This is a genomic window from Streptomyces sp. KL2 (assembly GCF_046529545.1).
Lineage (GTDB): Bacteria > Actinomycetota > Actinomycetes > Streptomycetales > Streptomycetaceae > Streptomyces > Streptomyces radiopugnans.
This window is the reverse complement of sequence record NZ_CP127170.1, coordinates 1,294,584-1,318,636: the sequence shown is the minus strand read 5'-3', so window position 1 is coordinate 1,318,636 and position 24,053 is coordinate 1,294,584. Positions and strand designations below refer to the sequence as shown.

The 24,053-nt window shown below is 71.3% G+C and carries 12 protein-coding genes; 7 read left to right on the top strand and 5 right to left on the bottom strand.

The annotated features are described in order from the left end of the window. Positions 1-11 precede the first annotated feature (11 nt). The 4 genes from pglW to pglZ all read left to right on the top strand — a co-directional run bounded on the left by pglW (position 12) and on the right by pglZ (position 15,271). A complete protein-coding gene (pglW, locus tag QPK52_RS05955) occupies positions 12-4,715 on the top strand; it encodes a BREX system serine/threonine kinase PglW (protein ID WP_410535979.1) in 4,704 nt (1,567 codons plus the stop codon). Next, positions 4,712-8,326, top strand: coding sequence for a BREX-2 system adenine-specific DNA-methyltransferase PglX (pglX, locus tag QPK52_RS05950; RefSeq protein WP_410535978.1), 3,615 nt, complete (start codon positions 4,712-4,714; stop codon positions 8,324-8,326). The genes pglW and pglX overlap by 4 nt, the downstream gene beginning before the upstream one ends. A gap of 130 nt (positions 8,327-8,456) precedes the next feature. Continuing rightward, complete coding sequence (gene pglY / locus QPK52_RS05945; protein WP_410535977.1) at positions 8,457-12,344, top strand: BREX-2 system ATPase PglY; 3,888 nt, start codon at positions 8,457-8,459, stop codon at positions 12,342-12,344. Then, positions 12,341-15,271: a BREX-2 system phosphatase PglZ gene (gene pglZ / locus QPK52_RS05940; RefSeq protein WP_410535976.1), complete on the top strand. Its 2,931-nt coding sequence runs from the start codon at positions 12,341-12,343 to the stop codon at positions 15,269-15,271. Before pglY ends, pglZ begins: the two co-directional genes overlap by 4 nt. A gap of 75 nt (positions 15,272-15,346) precedes the next feature. Here the strand turns inward: pglZ and QPK52_RS05935 are convergent, their stop codons facing one another. Beyond that, positions 15,347-16,399: a CBS domain-containing protein gene (locus QPK52_RS05935; protein ID WP_410535975.1), complete on the bottom strand. Its 1,053-nt coding sequence runs from the start codon at positions 16,397-16,399 to the stop codon at positions 15,347-15,349. Continuing rightward, a complete protein-coding gene (locus QPK52_RS05930; RefSeq protein ID WP_410535974.1) occupies positions 16,396-18,213 on the bottom strand; it encodes a DUF262 domain-containing protein in 1,818 nt (605 codons plus the stop codon). The genes QPK52_RS05935 and QPK52_RS05930 overlap by 4 nt, the downstream gene beginning before the upstream one ends. A 583-nt stretch (positions 18,214-18,796) precedes the next feature. Here QPK52_RS05930 and QPK52_RS05925 point away from each other — a divergent pair. Genes QPK52_RS05925 through QPK52_RS05915 form a run of 3 tightly spaced genes read left to right on the top strand, consistent with a single transcriptional unit; the run spans position 18,797 to position 22,832 of the window. Continuing rightward, on the top strand, positions 18,797-19,264 hold the full coding sequence (locus QPK52_RS05925; RefSeq protein WP_410535973.1) for a hypothetical protein: 468 nt from the start codon (positions 18,797-18,799) through the stop codon (positions 19,262-19,264). Then, a complete protein-coding gene (brxD, locus tag QPK52_RS05920) occupies positions 19,261-20,610 on the top strand; it encodes a BREX system ATP-binding protein BrxD (RefSeq protein ID WP_410535972.1) in 1,350 nt (449 codons plus the stop codon). The genes QPK52_RS05925 and brxD overlap by 4 nt, the downstream gene beginning before the upstream one ends. Beyond that, positions 20,610-22,832, top strand: coding sequence for a DEAD/DEAH box helicase (locus QPK52_RS05915; protein WP_410535971.1), 2,223 nt, complete (start codon positions 20,610-20,612; stop codon positions 22,830-22,832). The genes brxD and QPK52_RS05915 overlap by 1 nt, the downstream gene beginning before the upstream one ends. Positions 22,833-22,859: 27 nt before the next feature. Here QPK52_RS05915 and QPK52_RS05910 read toward each other — a convergent pair whose 3' ends face one another. The 3 genes from QPK52_RS05910 to QPK52_RS05900 all read right to left on the bottom strand — a co-directional run bounded on the left by QPK52_RS05910 (position 22,860) and on the right by QPK52_RS05900 (position 23,853). Then, entirely contained in the window at positions 22,860-23,162 is a 303-nt protein-coding gene (locus tag QPK52_RS05910) for a hypothetical protein (RefSeq protein WP_410535970.1), read from the bottom strand. A gap of 365 nt (positions 23,163-23,527) precedes the next feature. Beyond that, a complete protein-coding gene (locus QPK52_RS05905; RefSeq protein ID WP_410535969.1) occupies positions 23,528-23,710 on the bottom strand; it encodes a hypothetical protein in 183 nt (60 codons plus the stop codon). Beyond that, positions 23,707-23,853, bottom strand: coding sequence for a hypothetical protein (locus QPK52_RS05900; RefSeq protein ID WP_410535968.1), 147 nt, complete (start codon positions 23,851-23,853; stop codon positions 23,707-23,709). The genes QPK52_RS05905 and QPK52_RS05900 overlap by 4 nt, the downstream gene beginning before the upstream one ends. Positions 23,854-24,053 lie beyond the last annotated feature (200 nt).

The following is a 24,053-nucleotide window of genomic DNA, read 5'->3' as shown; positions in this document are numbered from 1 at the left end:
GAGGACAGCGCATGCGGGAAGGCCGGTGGACCACGGTCACCGAGTCCGAGTTCGACCACGAGCGCCGGGGCCTGGAGGCAGTCCGGGAGAGGCTGCCGGACGCCGATCCGTGGCGGGCCTGGTCGAACTTCACCTTCACCGCGGGCACCGGGCACGTCCGCGAGGTCGATCTGCTCGTCGTCGCCCCCGGCGGCGTCTACATGATCGAGCTGAAGGACTGGCACGGCTCGGTCACCTCCGTCGGCGGCACCTGGGTGCAGACCACGCCCGGCGGCCACCGCCGCACCCACTCCAACCCCCTGCACCTGGTCAACAAGAAGGCCAAGGAACTGTCCGGGCTGCTCAGGCAGGCCGGACAGCTCGGCAGGCGGATCTGGGTCGGCGAGGCCGTCTGCTTCACCGACGACTCGCTGCGCGTACGACTGCCCGCCCACGACCGGAACGGTGTCCACACGGTCGCCGAGCTGGTCGAACTGCTCAAGCGTCCCCCGCGCGACGAGCGCAGCAGGATCTCCCCGGGCGACTCCCGGCAGATCAAGGCCGCGCTGGAGAAGATCGGCATCCGCCGCAGCGACGCCGAGTACAAGGTCGGCCCCTACGAGCTGGAGCGCCGCCCTTTCGACTCCGGCCAGACCTGGGCCGACTACGAGGCGCGCCACAGCGAGCTGCCCGAGCGCGCCCGGGTCCGCGTCTATCTGAGCGAGCGCGGCTCGGACTCCTCGCTGCGGCAGTCCGTGGAGAACGCCGCCCGCCGCGAGGCGGCCGTCCTGCAGCGCTTCCGGCACCCCGGCGTCGTCCCCTACCGGCAGTACTTTCCGACCGGGCACCCGGCGGGCCCCGCGCTGGTCTTCGACTACGACCGGCGGACGATGAAGCTGGACGAGTACCTGGTCCAGTACGGCGCGAAGCTGGACATCCTCGGCCGGATGGCGCTGGTCAGGCAGCTCGCCGAGACCATGCGCTCCGCGCACGCCCGGCGCATCCACCACCGGGCCCTGGCCGCCCGCTCCGTCCACGTCCTGCCCCGCCCGGACGGCGGGCCGGGGAAGGCGGTCGGTGAGGAGGCGGCCTGGCTCAGCCCGAGGCTGCAGATCTCCGACTGGCAGATCGCCACCCAGCGCGGCGCGGACTCCTCCCAGGGCGGGGGCGCCACGCGCCTGGCGCCGACGGCCCTGTCCGCGATGAACCTGGCCGACGACGAGGACCCCTACCTCGCGCCCGAGCTGACCGCGCTCCGCCCCGACCCGGTCTCCCTGGACGTCTACGGCCTCGGCGTCCTCACCTATCTGCTGGTCACCGACCGGGCCCCGGCCGCCAGCCAGGCCGAGCTGCGCGCCCGCCTGGAGACCGGGGAGGGGCTGCGGCCCAGCTCCCTGGTGGACGGCCTGTCGGAGGACGTCGACGAACTGGTGCAGGCGGCCACGGCGTACAACCCGGACCGGCGCCTGTCCAGTGTCGACGACTTCCTGGAGATGCTGGAGGTCGTCGAGGACTCCCTCACCGCCCCCGCTTCCGAGGCCGCGGCCGACACCGCCTCCGAAGCCGCCGTGCCCGAGAAGGACCCGCTGGAGGCCGTCCCCGGCGATGTGCTCGACGGCCGCTGGGAGGTCCGCCGCCGCCTGGGCACGGGCTCCACCAGCCGCGCCTTCCTCGTCCGTGACCTTCAGGCGGAGGCGCGCAGGACCCGCCCGCTGGCCGTGCTGAAGGTGGCACTGTCCGACAGCCGGGGCGACATCCTCGTCCGGGAGGCCGAGGTAATGGGCCGCCTGCGCCCCCACTCCGGCATCATCCGCCTGGTCGAACCGGAACCGCTGCGCATCGCGGGCCGCACCGTCCTGGCGCTGGAGTACGTGGGCGACGAGCGCGACGACGCCGGAGAGCCGGGCGAGCGCAAGACCCCCCGCCGCCGCGAGGAGACCGTCGCCCGCCAGCTCCGCGACGACGGCCGGCTCCCGGTCGACCAGCTCGAGGCGTACGGCGACTACCTCTTCGGCGCGGTCGACTTCCTGGAGGGCGAGGGCGTCTGGCACCGCGACATCAAGCCGGACAACATCGCCATCCGCATCCGCCCCAACCGCACCCGCGAACTGGTCCTCATCGACTTCTCGCTCGCCGGATACCCGGCGAAGAACACCGACGCGGGCACCGACGGCTACCTCGACCCGTTCGTCGACGTCATCACGCGCGGCAGTTACGACTCCCACGCCGAGCGGTACGCCGTGGCCGTCACCCTGCACCAGATGGCCTCCCGCGAGCTGCCCAGGTGGGGCGACGGCAGCGTCCCGCCGCGCATGACCGACCCGGAGGAGTGGCCGTACCCGACCATCGCGGCCGAGGCGTTCGACCCGGCCGTGCGCGAGGGGCTGGTCGCCTTCTTCCAGAAGGCCCTGCACCGCGACGTGAGCAAGCGGTTCCCCGAGCTCAAGCCGATGCGGGACGCCTGGCGCAAGGTCTTCCTCGACGCCTCGCAGACCGTCCCCTCCAGCCACCGCACCCGCCACCCCGTCCCGGCCGCCACCGGCTCCGCCGCGGGTCCCGGCACGGCCGGGGCGGCCCCTCTCGGCGTCATCGCGGACGCCGAGCCGGAGAGCGCCGAGCAGCAGCGCGACCGCCTCGCCGCCGAGGTCACCCGCGACACCCCGCTGACCGTCTCCGGTCTCACGGGCGCGGCCCAGTCCTTCCTCTACGGCCTGGGTATCGGCACCGTCGGCGAACTCCTCGACTACAGCCGCCGCAAGCTCGTCAACGCCCCGGGCCTGGGCGCCAAGACCCGCAACGAGGTGCAGCGGCGGCAGCGGGAGTGGGGCGAGAGGCTGCGCGGCACACCCGTCTCGCCGCTCACGCCCGAGGGCCGGGCGGAGGCGAAGGAGGAGCTGGACCAGCTCACCGCCGCCGAGTCCGCCCTCGTGGGCGACCTGGCGGCGGCCGACGCCGCCGGCGGGCTGTCGGCCCGCGCCCTGCGCTCGGTCAGCCTCGACGCCCTCGCCACGATCTTCGTGCCGGTCGTCAACAACAACGGCTCCAACCGCAACAAGGCCGAGATGGTGCGGCTGCTGCTGCGCCTGCCCGACGAGCACGGCGTCCTGCCGGACATCGGGGTATGGCCCAAGCAGAAGGACGTCGCCGAGGCGCTGGGGCTCAGCGCCGGGCGCATCCCGCAGATTCTCAAGGAGGAGCGCAAGCGCTGGAAGGGCGACGCGGCCGTCCGCGCCCTGCGCGACGAGATCCTCGACCTGCTCGCGGGCATGGGACGGGTCGCCTCCGCCGTCGAGATAGCCGACGCCCTCGCGGTGCGGCGCGGCAGCCAGCTCTCCGAGCGCGAGCAGCGGCGTGCGCTGGCGCTGGCGGCGGTGCGCGCCGTGGTCGAGGCCGAGCAACTCGCCCCCGATGAGGCTGAGTTCCAGCACCAGCCCAACCGCAAGGCCACCGAGGAGTCCCTCGGCGCGGGCCTGCTGGCCTTGGACGTGCGCGAGGACGACGCGCCGGACACCCCGACCGCGCCCGGCCTGCTGGACTACGCGACCAGGCTCGGCAGGACCGCCGACCGCCTCGCCAAGCTGGACACCCTGCCGACGGCCGCGACCGTGCTGGCCGAACTGGGCGCGGTGACCGTGCCGCCCGGCACGGTCGACTGGGACGAGCGGCGCATGGTCGAACTGGCCGCCGCCGCCTCCGTCAACGCAGCCGCCACCCCGCGCCTGGAGATCTACCCGCGTGACCTGCCGCTCGTCCGCGCCCTGCGGCTGACCCAGGCCGGACTCGTCCGCTGGATCCCGGGAGTGCCCGAGGGCAGGCAGCCCGGCCTGACCGGCGAGGAGATCCACGAGCGGATCCGCGCCCGCTTCCCTGAGCTGGTCGCCCCCGACGGGCGCGGCGGCACGACGCACGACCTGCCGGCCGGCGGCCCGCTCACCAGGGCGCTGCGCGACGCGGGCTTCGAGCTGTCGCTAAAGACGCGCGAGGACACGGGCACGCTGCGCTACCTGCCGACGCGGGTGGACGAAGCCTCCAGCTACCTCACGACGGGCGTCTGGCGGCAGTCCACCCGCATCGGCACCGTGACCCGGTACGCGGACGACCCGCAGCTCGCGGGCGCGGTGCGCGCGGAGGAACGGCTCACCGCCTCGGCCCGCCGGGACGGCTACCGGGTGCTGACGGTCCGGCAGCAGCTCGTACGGGACGCGGTGCGGGAGCTGAGCGCCGTACGCCTGGGCGCGCGGGTCGTCTCGGTGACCGAACTGTTCCTTCAGGGCCTGCGCGCGCAGGTCACACCGGGCACCAAGCCCACCTGGGAGACCCTGCTCAAGGCGGACGCCGCCGAGCCGGGCTCGAAGGGCGCGGTGCGGTTCGCGGAGTACGCGCGGACGGCCTGGGGGTTCGTCGAGCCGCGGATCGCGGAGCTGCTGGGCGACGGCGGTGACGGGAGCGGCGGCGCGGCGGGCCCGGTCCTGCTGACGGAGGCCGGGGCGTTCGCCCGGTACGACGCGATGGGCGTCCTGGACCGGCTGGCGTCGACGGCCCGGCGGGGCGGGCGGGGCCTGTGGCTCCTGGTCCCGCAGGCCGACCCCTCGCGCGAGCCCAGGCTCGGGCAGGTGGCCGTGCCGTACCAGGCCGGCCTGGGGGAGTGGATCCAGCTTCCGGACACCTGGGTGGGCAACGCCCACAGGGGATCCGGCGAAATCGTGGCGAGTGGTGTCGAGGGAGACGCGAAGTGATCGACCGCAAGGCTCTGTTGGACGACCTGAAGCAACAGGTCAAGGCGGTCGAGACCGACCTCGGCAAACAGGTTAAGGCGCTCGGTGAGGTCGGGGCGCGGCTGCGGGCCGAGTACGACCAGGCCCGCAAGCTAGGCCGTACGGCGGCGACGTGGATCTCCTGGCTGGACGAGCGCGTCACGCAGGTGGCGGTGGCGTGGGTGCTGGGCACGGTGTTCGTGCGGTTCTGCGAGGACAACCACCTCATCCCCGAGCCGTATCTGACCGGTCCGGACGCCGACCGGCGCGAGCTGGCCGAGGCCCGCTACGACCACTACGTGGAGACGGACGACAACCCCACCTACCGGGGCTGGCTGGAACGCGCCTTCGAGGAGCTGGGCGCCGGGCAGGCGGGCCGCCTGCTGTTCGACCGGCGGCACAACCCGCTGTACCAGATCCCGCTCTCCCACGACGGCGCGCGGGAGCTGGTGGACTTCTGGCGGCAGCGCAACGAGGCGGGCGTCCTCGTCCACGACTTCGCCGACCCGCTCAGCGAGGACGGCACGTCCGGTTGGGACACCCGCTTCCTGGGCGATCTGTACCAGGACCTCAGTGAGACGGCCCGGAAGACGTACGCGCTGCTGCAGACCCCGGAGTTCGTCGAGGAGTTCATCCTCGACCGCACCATGAACCCGGCGGTACGGGAGTTTGGGTACGAGGGCCTGAAGATGATCGACCCCACCTGCGGGTCGGGCCACTTCGTGCTCGGTGCCTTCCGCCGCCTGGTGCGGCTGTGGGCTGAGGGGCAGCCCGGGCGTGACGTGCACGAGCGGGTCCGGGCCGCGCTGGACTCCGTGCACGGCGTGGACATCAACCCCTTCGCCGTGGCCATCGCCCGCTTCCGCCTGCTGGTCGCCGCTATGGCGGCGGCGGGGATGCGGACGCTGGAGGAGGCGGCCAAGTACGAGTGGCCGATCCACCTGGCGGTGGGCGACTCTCTGATCAAGGCCCGTCAGTTGGAGCTGACCCTGGGCGGCGACGAGGACGGCACCGACGACCCACTGGCCTCCTTCGCCTACACCACCGAGGACATCCACGAACACCCCGGCATCCTGGAGCCGGGCCGCTACCACGTGGTGGTCGGCAACCCGCCCTACATCACGGTCAAGGACAAGAACCTCAACGCCCTGTACCGGGAACTGTACGCCTCCTGCGCGGGCAAGTACGCGCTGTCGGTGCCGTTCGCCGAGCGGTTCTTCCAACTGGCCAAGACCGGTGAACCCGACGGCAGCGGCTACGGCATGGTCGGCCAAATTACTGCGAGTTCGTTCACGAAGAGAGAGTTCGGACAGAAGCTGATCGAGGACTACTTCGGCCATCGAGTAGAACTCACTGAGGTGATCGATACCTCGGGAGCTTACATTCCAGGGCATGGGACTCCCACGGTGATTCTGATCGGGAGGAGGCGTGAGGGAAGCCTGCGCTCCGAGATCGTTCGTGCTGTGCGCAGCGTGCAGGGCGAACCAGGAGTGCCGAGTCGCGGAGAAGAGGGTCTGGTTTGGCAGGCTATTCTGGCCGACATCGACAACCCGGGCTCCATTGGCCAGTGGGTGTCAGTCGACGACCTGAGTCGAAAGCGATATTTCAGTAAGCAGCCGTGGATGCTCGCGGATGGCGGTTTGGAGATTGTTGAGGGGCTTTCGAACGGTTCCTCTGGTAATCTATCCGGTCAATCTTCAAGTATTGGTATGACGGCTCTCACCGGTGAGGACGAGGTATTCCTGCTCCCTGAGTCATTCTCTAGGAGGCGTGGCCTTGATGGTGATTGCGCTTATCTGGTGAATGGGGACGAGGTTCGTGATTATTCGATCCGCTCCCCCCAGTACGTGCTTATGCCGCGTGACTGGCGTGGCAGTGCACGGGATCTGAGCCAGGCGGCCATGGAGTATGTTTGGCCTTATCGGACCACGCTACGGACACGCCTTTACTTCGGCAAGGCTCCTGAAGAGCGTGGTCTTCGTTGGTTCGACCTTGCCATGTTTTTCTATGAGCGCCACCAAGTTCCATTGTCGATTACGTTCGCCTTCGTGGCCACCCATAATCATTTTGCTCTTGATCGAGGCGGTAAAGCTTTTAAGCAGTCGGCGCCTGTGATCAAATTGCACGAGGGTGCTAGTGAGGAAGAATATCGGCGCCTGCTTGGTCTTCTGAACAGTTCCGTAGCCGGCTTCTGGATGAAGCAGGTAAGTCACAATATGGGAAGCACGGTGGACTCGAAGGGGGCCCGTCAGAGCACGCTTCCATTTGAAGACTTCTATCAATACAATAGTACGCCACTCAAGGATTTCCCAATCCCTGCGGAATATCCTGTTGCGCTTGGTGGCGCGCTCGACATTCTCGCCGGAGAAGTGTCCGAGGCCAGTCCGTCTGCTGTGGTATGCCGTGGGACACCCAATGCCGGATTCCTTCGTGAAGCTCGCAGCCAGTGGGAATCAAGCCGCGCTCGCATGATCGCCCTTCAAGAAGAGCTGGACTGGCAGGTCTACGCTCTTTACAAACTGCACGATGAGGATCTGCGGGTCTCCGAGGACCCCGACGACCCGAACATCCCAGAACTTACTCTTGGGGAGCGGGCGTTTGAGATCGTGCTCGCCCGGCGCGTCGAGAAGGGCGAGGCATCCGACGAGTGGTTCCGGCGGCACGGCTCCACGCCCATCACTGAGATTCCCGCCCACTGGCCAGCCGCTTACCGCGAGATCGTGCAGAAGCGGATCGAGGTCATCGAGTCCTCCCGCGCGATCGGGATGATCGAGCGGCCGGAGTACAAGCGGCGGTGGGCCACCGAGGGCTGGGACGCGTTGCAGGAGAAGGCGCTGCGGTCCTGGCTGCTGGACCGGATGGAGGCCCGCGAGCTGTGGTTCGACGAGAGCGGCCAGCCCACCATCCTCACTCTGGTCCGGCTGACCGACGCGCTCTCCCGGGATGAGGACTTCACCTCCGTCGCCAAGCTCTACGCCCCGCGCAAGGAGCTGGCGGCGGTGGTGGCGGAGCTGGTCAGCGGCGAGCATGTGCCGTTCCTGGCCGCCTTGCGCTACAAGCCGAGCGGGCTGAAGAAGCGCGCCGACTGGGAGCACGTGTGGGAACTGCAGCGCCAGGAGGACGCCGCGCCGGACGAGCCTGCCAAGCGGAAGATCCGCGACTCGATCCCGGTGCCGCCGAAGTACACCTCGGCCGACTTCCTGCGCCCCTCCTACTGGAAGGCGCGGGGCAAGCTGGATGTGCCCAAGGAGCGGTTCATCTCCTACGGTCAGACCAACGCCGCCACCCCGGAGCTGTACGGCTGGGCGGGCTGGGACCATCGCGAGCAGGCCCAGGCGCTGGCCACGTACTTCACCAACACCGCGCTGTCCACCGAGGAGATCACCCCGTTCCTCGCGGGCCTGCTGGAGCTGCAGCCGTGGCTGAACCAGTGGCACGGTGAGTTCGACATGCTCTACAGCGGCTCCCCGGCGGACTTCTTCGCCGGCTACCGGCAGACCAAGCAGGGTGAGCACGGTCTGACCGACGACGACCTGCGCGCCTGGCGGCCTCCGGCCGCCACCCGAGGCCGCCGCGCCGCCGCGAAGAAGTAGCGGAAGCAGCAGGAACAACAGAAACCGGAGGCGAGCCGGGGCCGGACCTCCGGCCCGGCCCACCCCCGACGCCCGCCCGTACACCGCAGAGCCGCACACCGCACGTCCGCAAGGAGAGCGAGAAAACCCGATGGCCCAGCAGCCCCTCCTCCGCGATGTCATCGACATCAAGGAGTCCATCTCCACCTCGGACTTCGTGCTGTCCCTCGCCGAGGCGACGACGCCCGAGGGCGCCCGGCACGCGCTCAGGGACTACGTCGTCACCGAGCGGCTGCTGGAGAACTTCGACGAGGCGCTGGCCCTCATCAAGTCCGCGCTGGACGGCCACCGCTCCAAGGCGGCGTATCTGCACGGCTCGTTCGGTTCCGGTAAGTCGCACTTCATGGCCGTCCTCTACGCGCTGCTCAGCGGCAACCCGGCCGCCCGCGCCCGCACCGAGTTCGACCCGGTGCTGACCCGGCACGAGTGGCTGGGCACGGACGGCAAGAAGTTCCTGCTGGTGCCGTACCACATGCTCGGCGCGAAGGCCCTGGAGCAGCGCGTCCTCGGCGGCTATGTGCACCACGTCAAGAAGCTGCACCCGGACGCGCCGACCCCGCAGGTGTACCGGACCGACTCCCTCTTCGACGACATCCGTGCCAACCGCGCCAGCTACGGCGACGAAGCCGTCATCCGGAGTCTGGGCGGTAGCGATGCGGGCGACGGCGAGGAGGACGAGTGGGGCGAGGGCTTCGCCTGGACCCCGCAGCTCCTCGACATCGCGCTCGCCGCCGAGGAGGACCACGAGGCGGGTGTCCCGCTCAACCTCCTCAACCCCTCCACCCCGGCCGAGCTGCGGGCCAAACTGGTCAACGACGCGAGCACCAACCTCTTCCCCGGCTTCGCGAAGAACGCCGCCGAGGACGAGCACGGCTTCATCTCCCTGGACGCCGGCCTGTCCGTGATCGCCGAGCACGCCAAGTCGCTCGGCTACGACGGCCTGATCCTGTTCATGGACGAGCTGATCCTGTGGCTGGCCACTCTCATCCACGACCAGAAGTTCGTGGCCCGCGAGGCCAGTAAGATCACGAACTTCGTGGAGGGCGGCGACGCCCGCCGCGCCATCCCCGTGGTGTCGTTCATCGCCCGCCAGCGCGACCTGCGCGAGCTGGTCGGCGAGGAGGTGTCCGGCGCGGCCGAGTCGTCCATCCAGGACACCCTGAACCTGGCCTCCGGCCGGTTCGACAAGATCACTCTGGAGGACCGCAACCTCCCGCAGATCGCCCACGCCCGCCTGCTGAAGCCGAAGGACGCCGAGGCGGCCAGGCTGGTCGACGAGGCGTTCGCGCAGACCAAGAGGGCCGGTGCGCAGGTCTGGGACACCCTCCTGGGCTCCGACAAGGGCACCACCGGCGCGGACGAGGAGTCGTTCCGGCTGACGTACCCGTTCTCGCCCGCCTTCATGGACACCCTCGTCCACATCTCGTCCGCGCTGCAGCGCTCCCGCACCGGTCTGAAGCTGATGGGCCAGCTCCTGGCCGACCACCGCAACGAGATCCGCCTCGGACAACTCGTCCCCGTCGGCGACCTCTACCCGGTGATCGCCGAGGGCGGCGACAAGCCGTTCACCGACAGCCTCAAGGTCGTCTTCGAGGCCGCCGACAAGCTCTACAGGACCAAGCTGCGGCCCTATCTGCTCAGCTCCTACGACATCACCGAGGACGACGTCGAGCAGTACCGCAACCGGCCCGAGTCCATCACCGACCCCAGGCGGCTGGCCGGCTGCCGGATGTTCACCGGCGACAACCGGCTGGTGTGCACGCTGCTGCTGTCGGCGCTCGCGCCCAGCGTGCCCGCGCTGTCGGAGCTGACCATCCGGCGGCTCGGCGCGCTCAACCACGGCTCTGTCCTCGCCCCCATCCCGGGCGCCGAGGTCGGCATCATCAAGAACAAGGTCGCCGAGTGGGCCGCCCGGTTCCCCGAGATCAAGGAGACCGGCACCGAGGCCAACCCCGGTGTGCGGCTGGAGCTGTCCGGCGTCGACGTGGACTCCGTCATCGCCAACGCCCAGGTCAACGACAACCCCGGCAACCGGGCTGCGCTCGCCAGGCGCCTGCTGTCGGAGGAACTGGGCGTCGAGCACGGCCAGTTGAGCGACCAGCTCGGCTTCACCTGGCGCGGCACCGCCCGTACCGCCGAGGTCGTCTTCGGCAACGTCGCCGATGAGGACGAGGTGCCCGACCACGACTTGATGCCGCAGCAGGACGGCCTGTGGCGCATCGCCATAGACCTCCCCTTCGACGAGGGCGAATGGGGCCCGGTCGAGGACGCCAACCGCATCCAGCGGCTGCGCGAGCGGCAGCAGGGCGAGCGGTCCCGCACCGTCGCCTGGCTGCCCGCGCACCTGTCCGCGCAGCGCTTCGCCGACTTCCGGCGCCTGGTCGTCATCGACAAGGCCCTCGCCGACGAGCACCGCTTCGACACCCAGTACGCCGGCCACCTCAACGCCGACAACCGCAGCCGCGCCAAGGGACTGCTGGAGACCCAGCGCGAGGCCCTGCTCAAGCAGGTCAAGGGCGCCTTCAAGCAGGCCTACGGGCTCGCCCAGAAGCAGGCCGCCGACGTGGTGCCCGACTTCGACGACCATCTGGTCGCCCTGCCCGACGTGGACGACCTGACCCTGTCCTTCGGGCAGAACATGTACGACGGCATCCGGCACGTCGCCGGCAAGCTGCTCGCCCACCAGTACCCGGCCCACCCCGACCTCGACCCCGAGGAGACCGGCACCGCCGTCAGGCCCGCCGACACCAGGAGGGTGTTCGCCCACGTCCGGGCCGCCGCCGAGGCCCGCGACGGGCGGGTGGAGGTCCCGGCCGGCGACCGCGGGCTCATGCAGCGCATCGCCGGGCCCCTGCGCCTGGGGCAGCAGAAGGAGGCGTACTTCGAGCTGTCCCGCTACTGGGCCGACCACTTCCGCAAGCTCGCCCGCTCCCGGGGTGTCACCGGGGACCTGTCCCTGGTGAAACTGGCCGACTGGACGGACGAGCCGGACCCGCGCGGCCTGCCCGACTTCCTGGTCCGGCTCGTCGTCGCCGCCTTCGCCGAGATGGACGACCGGGTGTGGGTGCGCGGCGGCACCGTCCTGGACCCCGCGCCCGAACTGAACGCGATCAAGGACCACGACGGGCTGCGCAGCCAGCCGCTGCCCGCCGAGTCAGACTGGGAGGCCGCGCGGCAGCGCTTCGAGACGATCTTCGGGCAGAAGCCGCCCGCTCTGCGGCGCGGCCGGATGGTCAACCAGTTCGCCCACCAGATCATCGGCGCCGCCCGTACCCACCGCGACCACGCGGCCGACCTGGTGCACCAGTTGGAGGCACACGCCGCCTTCCTCGGTCTCGACCAGACCGCCGACACCGGACGGCTCGCCCTCGCCCGCCGCGCCCTGGAACTGCTGGACGCCCTCACGGCGGAGGCCGGCAAGGGCGCGGCCGGGGCGAAGCGGACCGTGGAGGCGCTGGCCACCTTCGACCTGGGTGAGACCAGCGCCGACCGGTACGGCACCTCCATCAAGAAGGCCCGCGCCGTCGCCGAGGCCGTCGCCTCCGCGCCCTGGAGCACCCTGGAACTCGCCGCCGGGCTCGGCCCCGAGGGCGAGGCGCTGCTGGACTCGCTGCGCAACGTCGCCCGCGACGACCAGCGCACCGCCGACCTGCGCGACGCCCTGGCCCGCACCCAGCGCGAGGTCGTCGCCCTGGTCAAGCGCCGCCAGGCCGCCGCCGCCCCGCCGCCCGCGCCCGCCGCGACACCGCCCTCCACGGCCGACGGCCAGTCCCTGGACACGCCGACGAGCGACCCGCGCATCCCCTACACCCAGCCGCGGGAGACGCCCTCCCCGGCGGGCGGCGCCGCGGCGGGGAAGTCCGGGGGCCGCCGCACGACCGCGGCCCGGGCCGCCGCCGATCTCCGGGCGGAACTGGCCGAACTGGCCGCCCGCAACCCCGAAGCCACCATCGAGATCACCTGGCGGGTCGTCGAATGACGGACACCCCTGTCGCCGTCCCCGGAGCCGTCCGGCTGAACACCGCGACCGTCACCCAGTACCTGTCCTCGCAGTCCTCCCTCGCCGCCTCCCTGACGGGCGGTGGCGGGGGCAGGCGGCGGGTCGTGCTGCTGCGCTCCGAGCCCCGGTGGGACGGCCCCGCCGAGCCCGCCTGGGGGGAGGGCCGCACGGCCGGGATCGCGGCGGCGCCCTCCCCGCTGGCCGTCCACGAACTCGTCCTCGACCACCTGGCGGGCCGCCGCCCGGGCCCCGCCGTCCTGGTCGTCCTCACCGACCGCGAGCAGAACGAACTCGACCCGGCCGTCCTCGCCCGTGTCCACAAGCAGCGCATCGACACGGTCGGCGGCTGGGACGTCGTCCGCGAGGCGTTCGGTGCCCGGCAGACGGACCCCCGGCTCAGGGACGCCGACTGGGCCGCCGAGGCACTCCTGGACGCCACCCCGCCCACCGCGGGCGGCTGGCCGCCGGTGCCCGGCGGCTGGCTGTCGAGGCAGCACGCCCTCACCGCGCTCGCCCAGCGCCGCCTGCGCCTGGGCCGCTACGACACCGAGGGCGGCCGGCGCCGCCCGGGCGACGACCGGCTCGACGCCCAGGCACTGCTGCACTGGTCGACCCGGCCCGGCGCCTCCGAACGGTTCCTGGCCCTGCGCGGCCCCGAACGCGCCGGACTGGCCGCCTTCCTCGCCGAGGAAGAACAGGCGGGCCTCGCCGGACGCGCTCTGCTCGCCCTCGTCGACGCCGAGCGCGGCGCGGACGCCGCCGCCTTCGGCCTGGTGTGCGCGGTGCTGTGGCAGCACGCCGAACCCACCCCCGAGACCTACCGGGCCCGGGGCCGGGCCGAACGCTACTTCGGCGAACAGCCCCCGGCGGCCGGTGAGCAGCTCGATGCCCTGGTGACCGTCTTCGGTCGGGCCGCCGAGGAGTACGTGACCGGGCTGCTGGCGGCCGGACACCGCACCGGCGGCGCGGACGCCGACCAGGCCCGCGAGGCACGCCGCACCACCGGCGCCGTGCTCGACCGGGCATCCGCCCTGGCCAGCCAGTTCGGCGCCGAGCAGGCCGTGGAGGCCAGCCCCGTCCTGCGCGACGGTCTGGAAGCACGCTTCACCGCCGTCGGCCACGCCCTCACGGCGGGCGACACGGCCGCGTCGGCGGACGCCGTACGCCGCCTGGAGGAGCACCGGCTGGCCGCCGAGCCGGAGGAGTCCGCCCGCATCGAACGCGCCCGCATGGGCCAGCGACTGGCCCGCTGGCTGGCCACCGACCCGCCCGCCGACGCCCCCACCGTCGCCGACGCCATACAGCGGCACGTCGCCGAGACCGGCTGGGTGGACCTCGCCCTGGAGCACGTCGAGGCAGGCGGCGACCCGGACCCCGTCCTGAAGGCCGCTTACGACGCCCTCGGCGCGCGCGTCAGGGACCGGCGCAGGCTGATCGATGCCTCCTTCGCCCGATCGCTGGCCTCCTGGACGCAGGCCGGCACCCAGCCCGGCTCCATGCTCACCGTCGAGACCTTCCTCGATCGCGTGGTCGGGCCGGTCGTCCGGCGCGGGGAGGCACGACGGGTGCTGCTGCTGGTGCTCGACGGCATGAGCGCGGCCATCGCAAACGAACTCGCCGAGGAACTGCGTGGCTCCTGGGCGGAGTTCGACCCGCTGCCCGAGGGCGGCGCCCCGCGCCGGCGGGCGATGGCCGCAGCCCTGCCCACGGTGACGGCCGTGTCCCGCACCTCGCTCCTCACCGGCAGGCTGATGAAGGGCACCCAGGCCGACGAGAAGCGGCTCTTCCCCGCGCTGAAGCTGTGGGGCGGAGCCCCGGCCGCCGTGTTCCACAAGGACGACCTGCGCACCGAGACCGCAGGCGAGACCTTCGGCCCGGCGCTCACCGAGGCGCTGGCCGACGGCATGACCCATGTCGCCGTCGTCCTCAACGCCATCGACGACCGGCTCGCCAAGGAGCAGAAGCTCGGCGACGGCGCCTGGCGGATCGACGACGTGCCCGGCCTGCGCGACCTGCTGCGGGCGGCCGCCACCCAGGGCATGGCGGTCGTCCTCACCAGCGACCACGGCCACGTCGTCGACCGGCACGGCACGAAGGTCGGCCCCGCCACCGATCCCGCGTCCGCCCGCCACCGCCTGCCCGGCGGTCCCACCGCAGAGCGGGAGATCGCCCTGTCCGGGCCGCGCGTGGTGTGGCCGGAGCCGGGCGCGGCCGTCGTCGCCCTGTGGGACGCCGACTCCCGCTACACCGCCCTCAAGGCCGGCTACCACGGCGGGGCCTCCCTGGCCGAGGTCGCCATCCCGGTGCTCGCCTTCCTGCGGCTCGGCGCGGAACCGCCCAGGGGCTGGCGGGAGCTGGGCGACCAGCGGCCCGTGTGGTGGGCCCCGCAGGAGAGCGGGAAACCGGCGCCGGACGACCGCACCGGCCGGCCGCCGGCTGCCACTCCCGCAGCCCCCGCCGCCCCCAGGAGGACGACGGCGAAGGCCCAGAAGAAGCAGGCCGAGATCGCGCAGACCCACGAGGCGCTCTTCGACGTGGGACTGACCGCCGGAGGCGACGACGCCCTCCTCACCCCGGCTCTCGTCTCCCGTACCGATGCGCTGGTGACGGCACTGCTCGACTCCGAGGCGTACCGGGCGCAGCTCGGCGGACTGGCCCGCAAACCGCAGCAGGAGCAGGTCCGCAAGGCGCTCACCGCCCTGTTGGAGGCGGGCGGCACACTGCCCGTGACCGCTCTCGCCCAGCGCGCGGGCATGCCCACCACCCGCGGCGACGGCTTCGCCGCCGTCCTGCGGCAGCTCCTCAACTACGACGGCGTACAGGTCCTGGAGACCCTGCCCGACGGCCGCACCCTGCGCCTCCACGAGGCACTGCTGCGCGAACAGTTCGGCCTCGGGCCGGGCTGACGGCCGGCACTCCGGCCGACGCCTGTCGCATGTGGCACGGCAGGCGTCGGCCGGGGCACCGTCGCGCGGACGGCGTCACGAGGCGAACGCCCGCAGCAGCTTCGCGAAGGTCGTCAGCTCGTCGATCATCTCCCTCGGAAGCGGCTTCTCGTCGAAGTGGGCGATCCGGTTACGGATGTCCTTCACCCGTTTCAGCAGGCCGACGAACTGCTCCCGGGGCATGTTGGGCCACCTCAGCGCCTCCCAGTTGCGGTCGGCGCGCTCGGCGAGGGACTGCTTGGCCTGGTCGCCGTCCAGAAGCCTCAGATAGTCGCCGAACATCAGGTCCGACACCTGGCCGGTGCGGTGCTCCGGCTTCTTGTTCGTCTGCACCGCCCTGATGGCCTCCTTGTCCAGTGCCGCGCCCAGGCAGCGGCGCAGCAACGACTCGATCTCGCCCACGATGAAGAAGGGGCGCGCCGCCCCCTCGAAGCGTTCCGTGACGTCCGCCGCGGTGACGATGCCCGACAGGCAGCCGTCGTCGCCGCGGACGAGCAGGTAGCCGTGCTCACGGATGACCGGGAGGGCGGCGAAGAACTCCTGACGGGCGTCGGCTACGGGCAGTGAGTCCTTCTCCATCGCGTTGTCCAGCGTGGCCGGCTTCCCCGCCTCGTACATCTTGGCCACCGACCCCCAGGTGACGACCCCGTGGACCTGCGCCATGCCGGTGGTCACCGGCACCTGGGATATGCCCTTCGTGCGCATGAGGAAGGTCGTCTGGGACAAGGGGGTGCCGGGGCCGACGGACACCAGGCCGCGCCGCGCCGCCGGAATGTCGCCGAGCAGCAGCCGCTGCGGCAGGGCGTGCGAGGGCAGCGCCTCGTCCGTCGCGTCGGCCCCGTCCTCCGTGCCGGCAGGTGTGCTCTGCGCGGGAACGGATGCCAGCGGCACGACGTCGACGGTACTGCGCTGACCGCAGACGGCGAAGTCCGGCAGTGTGGTCAGCCCGGCGTCCGTCAGCGCCTGCGAGATCCGGTGCACCGTCCTGTGGTCGCGGACCCTGACCTGGAACAGGTCGAGGATCTCCTGCACGGACACGGTCCTGCCCTTGAGGGAGGCGATGTCCCGCTCATGCGGCCTGGCCGTCATCGGGCGTCGTCCTCCGGCAGATCGCGGAGCATCGTCTTCTTGCCCATGGCGGAATGCACCAGGTCCCGCAACTGTACTGAGCGGTCGCGGTAGAAGCGCTCGTAGTCGTTCTCGCGCAACGCCTCCGGATCGATCAGATGCGTGGTCAAGACATCGTCGAACCACTCGGGACGCATGTCGGACGCGGCGACCATCGTGGACAGGTACGACGACGGCGCCCCCGTCATGTCCATCGCGGCACGGTAGGACAAGGGGGTCTTGTTCACGATCGAGTTCGTGGGCAGGCCGTGGCTATCGCCCCGCCGGAACCACGTCCTGGGGAAGATCTGCCGCACGTCCACGCCGTACTCGTCCAGCCTGCCGGGGCTGAGGGGGGCGTCCGTGTGGTGCCAGTCCACTGCCCCCTGCTTGATCAGCAGAGCGTAGATCCCCTTGTAGGCGGCACTGTTCCGGGTGGTGAGGGTGTCGAGGCGGTCGGCGAAGAAGAACGCCTCCGTGACCGTCTCGGGCGGCCTCTCGTCCTGTCCGATCCAGGGGACGAGCTGTTCGACGTCCTTGGTGAAGCGCGTCTCCGTGGAGCCGCCGTACATCTCACCGAGCACCCCGCACCAGTACCACTGCTCGATCTTCTCCTCCGCTCCCAGGCCGTCGGTCGCCGTGTCGAGGATGGCGCGGACGGCTGCGAGCGGGACGAGCTGTGTCTTGTACGGCAGGTCGTTCGGTCGGACGATGCACTGCCGCTCCAGGAAGTCGCCCACCCAGGCGAAGGCGTCGGCGAGCTTGGGCGCCAGGCGCACGAAATCGGCCAGGGGAAGATCCAGCAGGTCGCGGCGCTTGCAGGACACCGTGGCCCCGATGCCCTCCTGCTTCCGTTCCCAGGTGCGTACCAGCGCGATGGCCTGCAGGAAGTCGATGCTGCTCAGCCCGTTCTCGAGACCACTCTCGACGCGGCCGAAGACCGGGTACTTGCTCGCCAGACCCTGCTTGATCTCCCGCCACACCTCGGGCAGCTGATAGTAGTCCCCGGTCCGCTCCACGTAGTCGCGGTCCCCGGCGTAGGTCGCGGTGAGCAGCTCGAAGACGTTCAGGGGCACGCCGCCCGTGTTGACCCGCTCGAACACCGCGCAGACTGCGTCCATCGAGGTGGAGGCGGCCAGCCGGATCATCGGGACCTGGAAGGCGCGGACCTGCTGGAGGACCGCCTCGTCGAACTGGCCCCACAGGTCCCAGTTCCGGTCCTCGTCGGCCTTGATGTACGCCTTCTTCCACTCGTTCACGCGCTGGGCGTCGAAAACGAAGTGCAGGGGGAAGAGACCGGCCGCGCACTCGGCCTCGGTGGTGCTCAGATCCAGCACCACGGTGCGGTTGAAGTCCGTCCGGAGGACCTTGTCGGCCGGGACGGACACGATGGCCTCGTCGCGGTCCGCGGACGGTCCGACGGCCTTCGCGATGTCGACGTAGTACCACCGCTGGATGGGCTTGCCCCGGGCGTCCGCCGTCTCCACCGGGGCGTCCACCCAAAGGGACTGGAAGAGGGAGGTGAGGCGCTGCTGTCCGTCCAGCAGCAGGAGGTCGGCCGCCGGATCTCCGTCAGGCCGGGCGCCGGTGAGGGTTCGGGAACGGAACCGGGTGGCGCCGCCGGTCTGCAGCGTCATCACGACACCCAGCGGATAGTCCAGCGTGACCGTTGCGATGATCGCCCGGATCCGGTCGTCGTCCCACTTCCAACTCCGCTGGAAGTCGGGCAGTTGTAAGGAGCCCGAGGCGACATCCGCCAGAACGTCCTTCAGCTTCACGTTGTCGAGGGCCGCCATGTGACTCCACTTCCCACCCTGTTATCCGTACGGAGAGTGATTTCAGCAGTGCTTTCCGGTGATCGTCAACCGGTTCGCCGAAGAACCTGATCACTGCGACCGCCGTCCGGCCGGGGTTTCGAGGTCACTGCTTCGGAGAGCGACGGGCGGGCTCGATGCGTCCTGCGCCGAACGCTGCGGACAGGGCGGCCTGCTCTTTCGGCAGGCCGCCCCGCAAGCGCTACACGTCGCGCTACACGTGGTGAAGCACGTTCATCCCCACGCTGAGGACGGCGATGAACGCACCACCGCTGCCCGTGAGCGTCGTTGGCGGCAGGGACGTGCTTCTTGCCCATCTCGATGATCAGGTCGGCGGCCTTGAACGTGTGGTTGAGAGCGACGGTCTCGGGAACCTGTCGGCCGGAGCCGAGGTGCTCGGTGATGTAGTCGCCCATCTGGACATCTGGGTCCAGACGCTTGAGGACCGTGTAGGCGATGGCCTCGGCCTCGACCTCGTTGCGCGCATGGACCTCCGCGGTCTTCGGCAGGAACCGGCTGGGCCACAAGTCTCTCCGGGGCCCGCGCCGAGGTGTCCGCAGAACAGGTGGCCGAGTTCGTGGGCAAGCGTGGCGTACCGGTCCAGCAGTACAGGTTCCGGTTGACCTCGGTCTCGAAAAGAGTCGGGTACGTCTCCGGCCGGCCCCCGGGCCTGCTGCCGGGACGCTCGACGGAACCGCCGGACCTGCTGGGGTACACGCGCCCGCAGGAAGAGGCCCCCGTGGCCGATCAGGGTGAGCCGGATCCCCAGGGGCGAGGTTGGTCTCGATTCGGGATCGTGTCCTCCCTGCGAATCGAGCTCACTGACAGGTCGCTTGACGACGCCGAACTCGACGCTTCCCGCACCGCTTGGCAGCACGACGACGGCTGTGGTGTCGGTCTGGGAGCGATCGTCCTGAACAGCGAGAGCGGTGGTGTGCAAGGCGCCGTGTTCGACCCCATGGTCGTGAACCGGGCACCGTGCCCCTTCGCCGAGGCTCCGGTGCGCAGGAGGATGAAACACTGGTCCCCGTGAGTACCACCGGATCCAAGGGCCCCGCACAGGTCAGCGCAGCCCGCCGCCGTACCGTCGTCGACGCCCTGCGCCGCGGGGCCGTGCCCGAGAGCGGGCTCGACCTGCTCGCCACCGGGCTCGACCGGTTCGAGGCGGCCCTTGACGCGGAACTGGACGCCGTCGCGTCCGGTGGATCCGTGTTCAAGGCTGTGCGGGGCGAGTACGGCTCCGGCAAGACGTTCTTCACCCGCTGGCTGGGGGAGAGGGCCAAGCGCCGCAACTTCGCCGTGGCCGAGATCCAGGTGTCGGAGAACGAGACGCCGCTGCACAGGCTGGAGACGGTCTACCGGCGGCTCACCGAACGCCTCACCACCTCCAGTTTCCCGCCCAGCGCCCTGCGCCCGGTCGTGGACGCCTGGTTCTACGCCCTGGAGGAGGACGCGCTCGCGGCCGGTGCGACCGAGGACGAGCTGCCCGGCGAGGTGGAGAAGCTGCTCGTGGCGCGGCTCGCCGAGGTCTCCCGGCACGCCCCGTCCTTCGCCACCGCCCTGCGCGGTTACCGGGCCGCCCTCGCCGACGGTGACGAGGCGACCGCCGCGGCCGTCCTGGCATGGCTCGGCGGTCAGCCGCACGTCGCGGCCTCCGCCCGCAGGTCCGCCGGGGTGCGCGGCGACCTCGACCACTTCGGGGCGCTCGGCTTCCTGCAGGGCCTGCTCACCGTGCTGCGCGACTCCGGGCACACCGGGCTCTTCGTCGTCCTCGACGAGGTGGAGACGCTGCAGCGGGTCCGCTCCGACGCCCGGGACAAGGCCCTCAACGCGCTGCGGCAACTCATCGACGAGGTGCACTCCGGCCGCTTCCCCGGTCTGTACCTCGTCATCACCGGCACCCCGGCCTTCTACGACGGCCAGCAGGGCGTCCAGCGCCTGGCCCCGCTCGCCCAGCGGCTCGCCACCGACTTCACCACCGATCCGCGCTTCGACAACCCCCGCGCCGTGCAGATCCGGCTGCCCGGCTTCACCCAGGAGTCCCTGGTCGGCCTCGGCCGGACCATCCGGGACCTGTATGCCGATGCAGCCGTGTCGCCCGAGCGGGTGCGGACGGTCGTCGACGACGCATACGTCGCGGACCTCGCGCGGGCCGTCGGCGGGGCGTTGGGCGGGAAGGTCGGGGTGGCGCCGCGGCTGTTCCTGAAGAAGCTGGTGGGGGACGTGCTCGACCGCGTGGACCAGTTCGACGACTTCGACCCCCGCCTGCACTACAGGCTGACCGTCGCGAGCAGTGAACTCACCGACGTGGAGCGGAACCTGGCCACCGCGGTCAGCGGCGGTCCCGTGTCCGCCGACGACATCGACCTGGAGCTGTGATGGCAGACGCCGGCAGCCCGGACGGGGAGGAAGAGGGCGGGGAGGGATCGGCCGGGGGAGGAGCCGACGTGCTCGACCGGCTCGACCCCGTCGTCCTGCACCACATCGTCAACACCCTCGGCTGGCCCGACCTGCGTCCCCTCCAGCGGGCGGCGATCGCCCCGCTCATGGACGGGCAGGACGCCGTCCTGCTGGCCCCGACAGCCGGCGGCAAGACCGAGGCGGCCTGCTTCCCGCTGTTGTCGGCGATGGCCGCACAACGGTGGACCGGCACCTCGGTGCTCTACCTGTGCCCGCTCAAGGCGCTCCTCAACAACCTCGTCGGCCGTGTCGACGCCTACGCCCAGTGGCTGGGGCGGCGCGCCGCCCTCTGGCACGGCGACACCAGGGAGTCGCAGCGGCAGCGCATCCGCACCGAGGCTCCGGACATCCTGCTGACCACACCCGAGTCGCTCGAGGCGATGCTGATCGGGGTCAGGACCGACCACGCGCGGCTGCTGGGGAGCGTCCGGGCCGTCGTCGTCGACGAGGTGCACGCCTTCGCGGGCGACGACCGCGGCTGGCACCTGCTCGCCGTACTCGAGCGGCTGGAGCGGATCACCGGCCGCCCAATCCAGCGCGTCGGGCTCTCGGCGACCGTCGGCAACCCCGGGCAGCTGCTGCGCTGGCTGCAGGGGGCCGGAGCCGGCAGCCGCACCGGGCAGGTCGTCGCCCCGGGCGTCCACCTGCCCGCCACCGGCGCGGCCGGACACCGGGAGCGGGCCGCCGAAGACCCGTCCCGTAGACCCACCGGTGAGGTGGAGCTCGACTACGTGGGCTCTCTCGACAACGCCGCCAAGCTCATCGCCGCCCTGCACCGCGGAGAGAAACGCCTCGTCTTCTGCGACTCGCGCCGCCAGGTCGAGGAGCTGGGCGCCGCGCTCCGCGCCCGCGAAGTGACGGTCTTCCTGTCCCATGCCTCCCTCTCCGTCGACGAACGCACCCGCTCCGAGCAGGCGTTCGCCGAAGCGCGCGACTGCGTCATCGTCTCCACCTCCACCCTCGAACTCGGTATCGACGTCGGAGACCTGGACCGCGTCGTACAGATCGACTCACCGGCCTCCGTCGCCTCCTTCCTGCAGCGCATCGGCCGCACCGGCCGGCGCCCCGGCACCGTGCGCAACTGCCTGTTCCTCACCACCCGCGAGGACACCCTGCTGCAGGCGGCGGGACTGCTGCTGCTGTGGTCGCGCGGCTGGGTCGAGCCGGTCCTCCCGCCACCCGAGCCGCGCCACCTCGTGGCCCAGCAGCTCCTCGCCGTCACCCTGCAGCGGCACAAGCTCGGCGACCGGTCGTGGGACCGGCAGTGGAACGGCCTCGCCCCCTTCGACCGGTCCGCCGCTCCGATCCTGCGCCACCTCACCGAGGAGGGTTTCCTCGACAGCGACGGCGGCATGCTCTTCGTCGGTCCCGAGGCGGAACGCCGTTTCGGCAGACGGCACTTCATCGAACTCACCGCGTCCTTCACCGCGCCGCCGCAGTTCACCGTGCTGTCCGGCCGCACCGAGATCGGCCGCACCGATCCGAGTGTGCTCACCGAGGAGCGCCCCGGCCCGCGACGTCTGCTGCTCGGCGGGCGGAGCTGGCAGGTCGCCTACATCGACTGGAAACGCAAACGCGTCTTCGTCGAACCCGCCGACGGCGGCGGCGTCGCCAAGTGGACGAACGGCGGCATCGCCGGGCTGTCGTACGCCCTCACCCGCGCCATGCGCGAGGTGCTGCTGGGCGCGGACCCGCCCGTCACCCTCACCCGGCGCGCCGAGGCGTGCCTGGCCGGGCAGCGCGAGACCGACGCACCCGACACCGTATGGCCGGACGGCACACTGATCATCCGCGTCGGCAGCGACGTGCGCTGGTGGACCTGGGCCGGCTACCGGGCCAACGCCACCCTCGCGGCCACGCTCCAGTCGGTCGCCGACCCCCTGCAGCGCCCCACCGACTGCTGGCTGCGCCTGCGCGAGGACCTCACCCCGGCCGACTGGCGCACGGCCCGCGAGAGCGTCGGCGAGAGCCTCGTCCTGCCCGACGTGGACCGCCGGGCCGTACGCGGACTGAAGTTCTCCGTCGCCCTCCCCGAACGCCTCGCCGCCGCCACGGTCGCGGCACGCCTGGCCGACTTCGACAGCGCCCGTGCGGTGCTGTCGGAGCCTGTGCGTCTGGCCGACCTGAGCGGCTCCACCTGAAGCGGCCGTCACCCGGCGGTGGGGAGATCAGAAGTGGACTTCGTGCTCGCCGCGCTCCAAGTGCTCCGTCACCATCTGGTGCGCCCGCCATCCGTCCGGGAACTTCGGCGGCGCGTCCAGGTAAACCGGGCTGTTGCGAGGGTGGCGGTCCAGCAGGTCGGTGATGCCGACGCGGGCCACCACGACACAGGCGAAGCGGTGGCGGGAGAGCAGTACGCACGGGCGGCCGGTCTCCATGTGGAAAGCGGAGGCGTCCTGGCGGCCGGAGAGCGGATGCCAGACGAGGGTCACGTCGAACTCACGGCCCTGGAGGCGGTTGGCGGTGTCCATCGTGACGGCGGTGAGCCCGCGCGCGGCGAGCCGGGCCGCACCGCGCCCGCCTGGACGGTGCGGGCGGCACCGATCGCGATGGGGTCCTCGGCGAGCGGCTTTCCGTTTACCAGGGCGCCGCGCTCCAGGAAGCGCACGGCCGTCGCCGCCGGGGCGTCGGCGACCTCGGGGTCGTCGTCGAGGGTGTGGCGGGCGGGCAGTTCCAGCAGGCCCCAGCCCGACTCCGCGGCGCGGGCCAGAGCGGTGTCCTGCGTTCGGGGAGGGTGAGGGTGCTCGCGTGCAGACGGCCGAGCGCGAGACCGGGGTACTCCTGCGCGATGTTGTGGCCGGGTCGTCCATCTGCTCATTGGTCTGCGCGACGACCATCAGATGGTGGCCGGCCGCGGTGAGGTGGTCGGCGGCGCGCTTGACGAGCGTGGACTTCCCGGTGCCGGGCGGGGGTCCACGACCACGCCCCGGCCGGTGGCCGTGTCCAGGCTCGACAGGATGCCCGCGACCGTGCGGTCGGCGAGCACGCCGGGGGGATCGGTGTCCGGGGCCGCCGTCATTCCCAGGTCTCCTCCGCGTCCTCGTCGGTCGGTTCGCAGGGTTCGGGCGGGCCGCCGTGGGTCCACGGCGTGTCCTCTTCGGCGGGCAGCACGGACGGCATGGCCTTGGGGGCGACGGAGGTGTACGTGACGGTCTCGCCCACTCGGCGAGCGTGCCCGGCGGGGCGGGTGGCTTGCGCTTGCTGCCGAAGCCGCCGTTCAGCTGGATCACCACGGTATGGCCCTCGCCGTCCGGCACCACCTCGAGGATTTCCGCCTTCTGGCCGGGGCGCACCGGGCTCTTGACCTCATTGCCCGCGGTGAGGCGTACCGGCAGCGCGCTGCGCACGGTCGATGGGCTCTG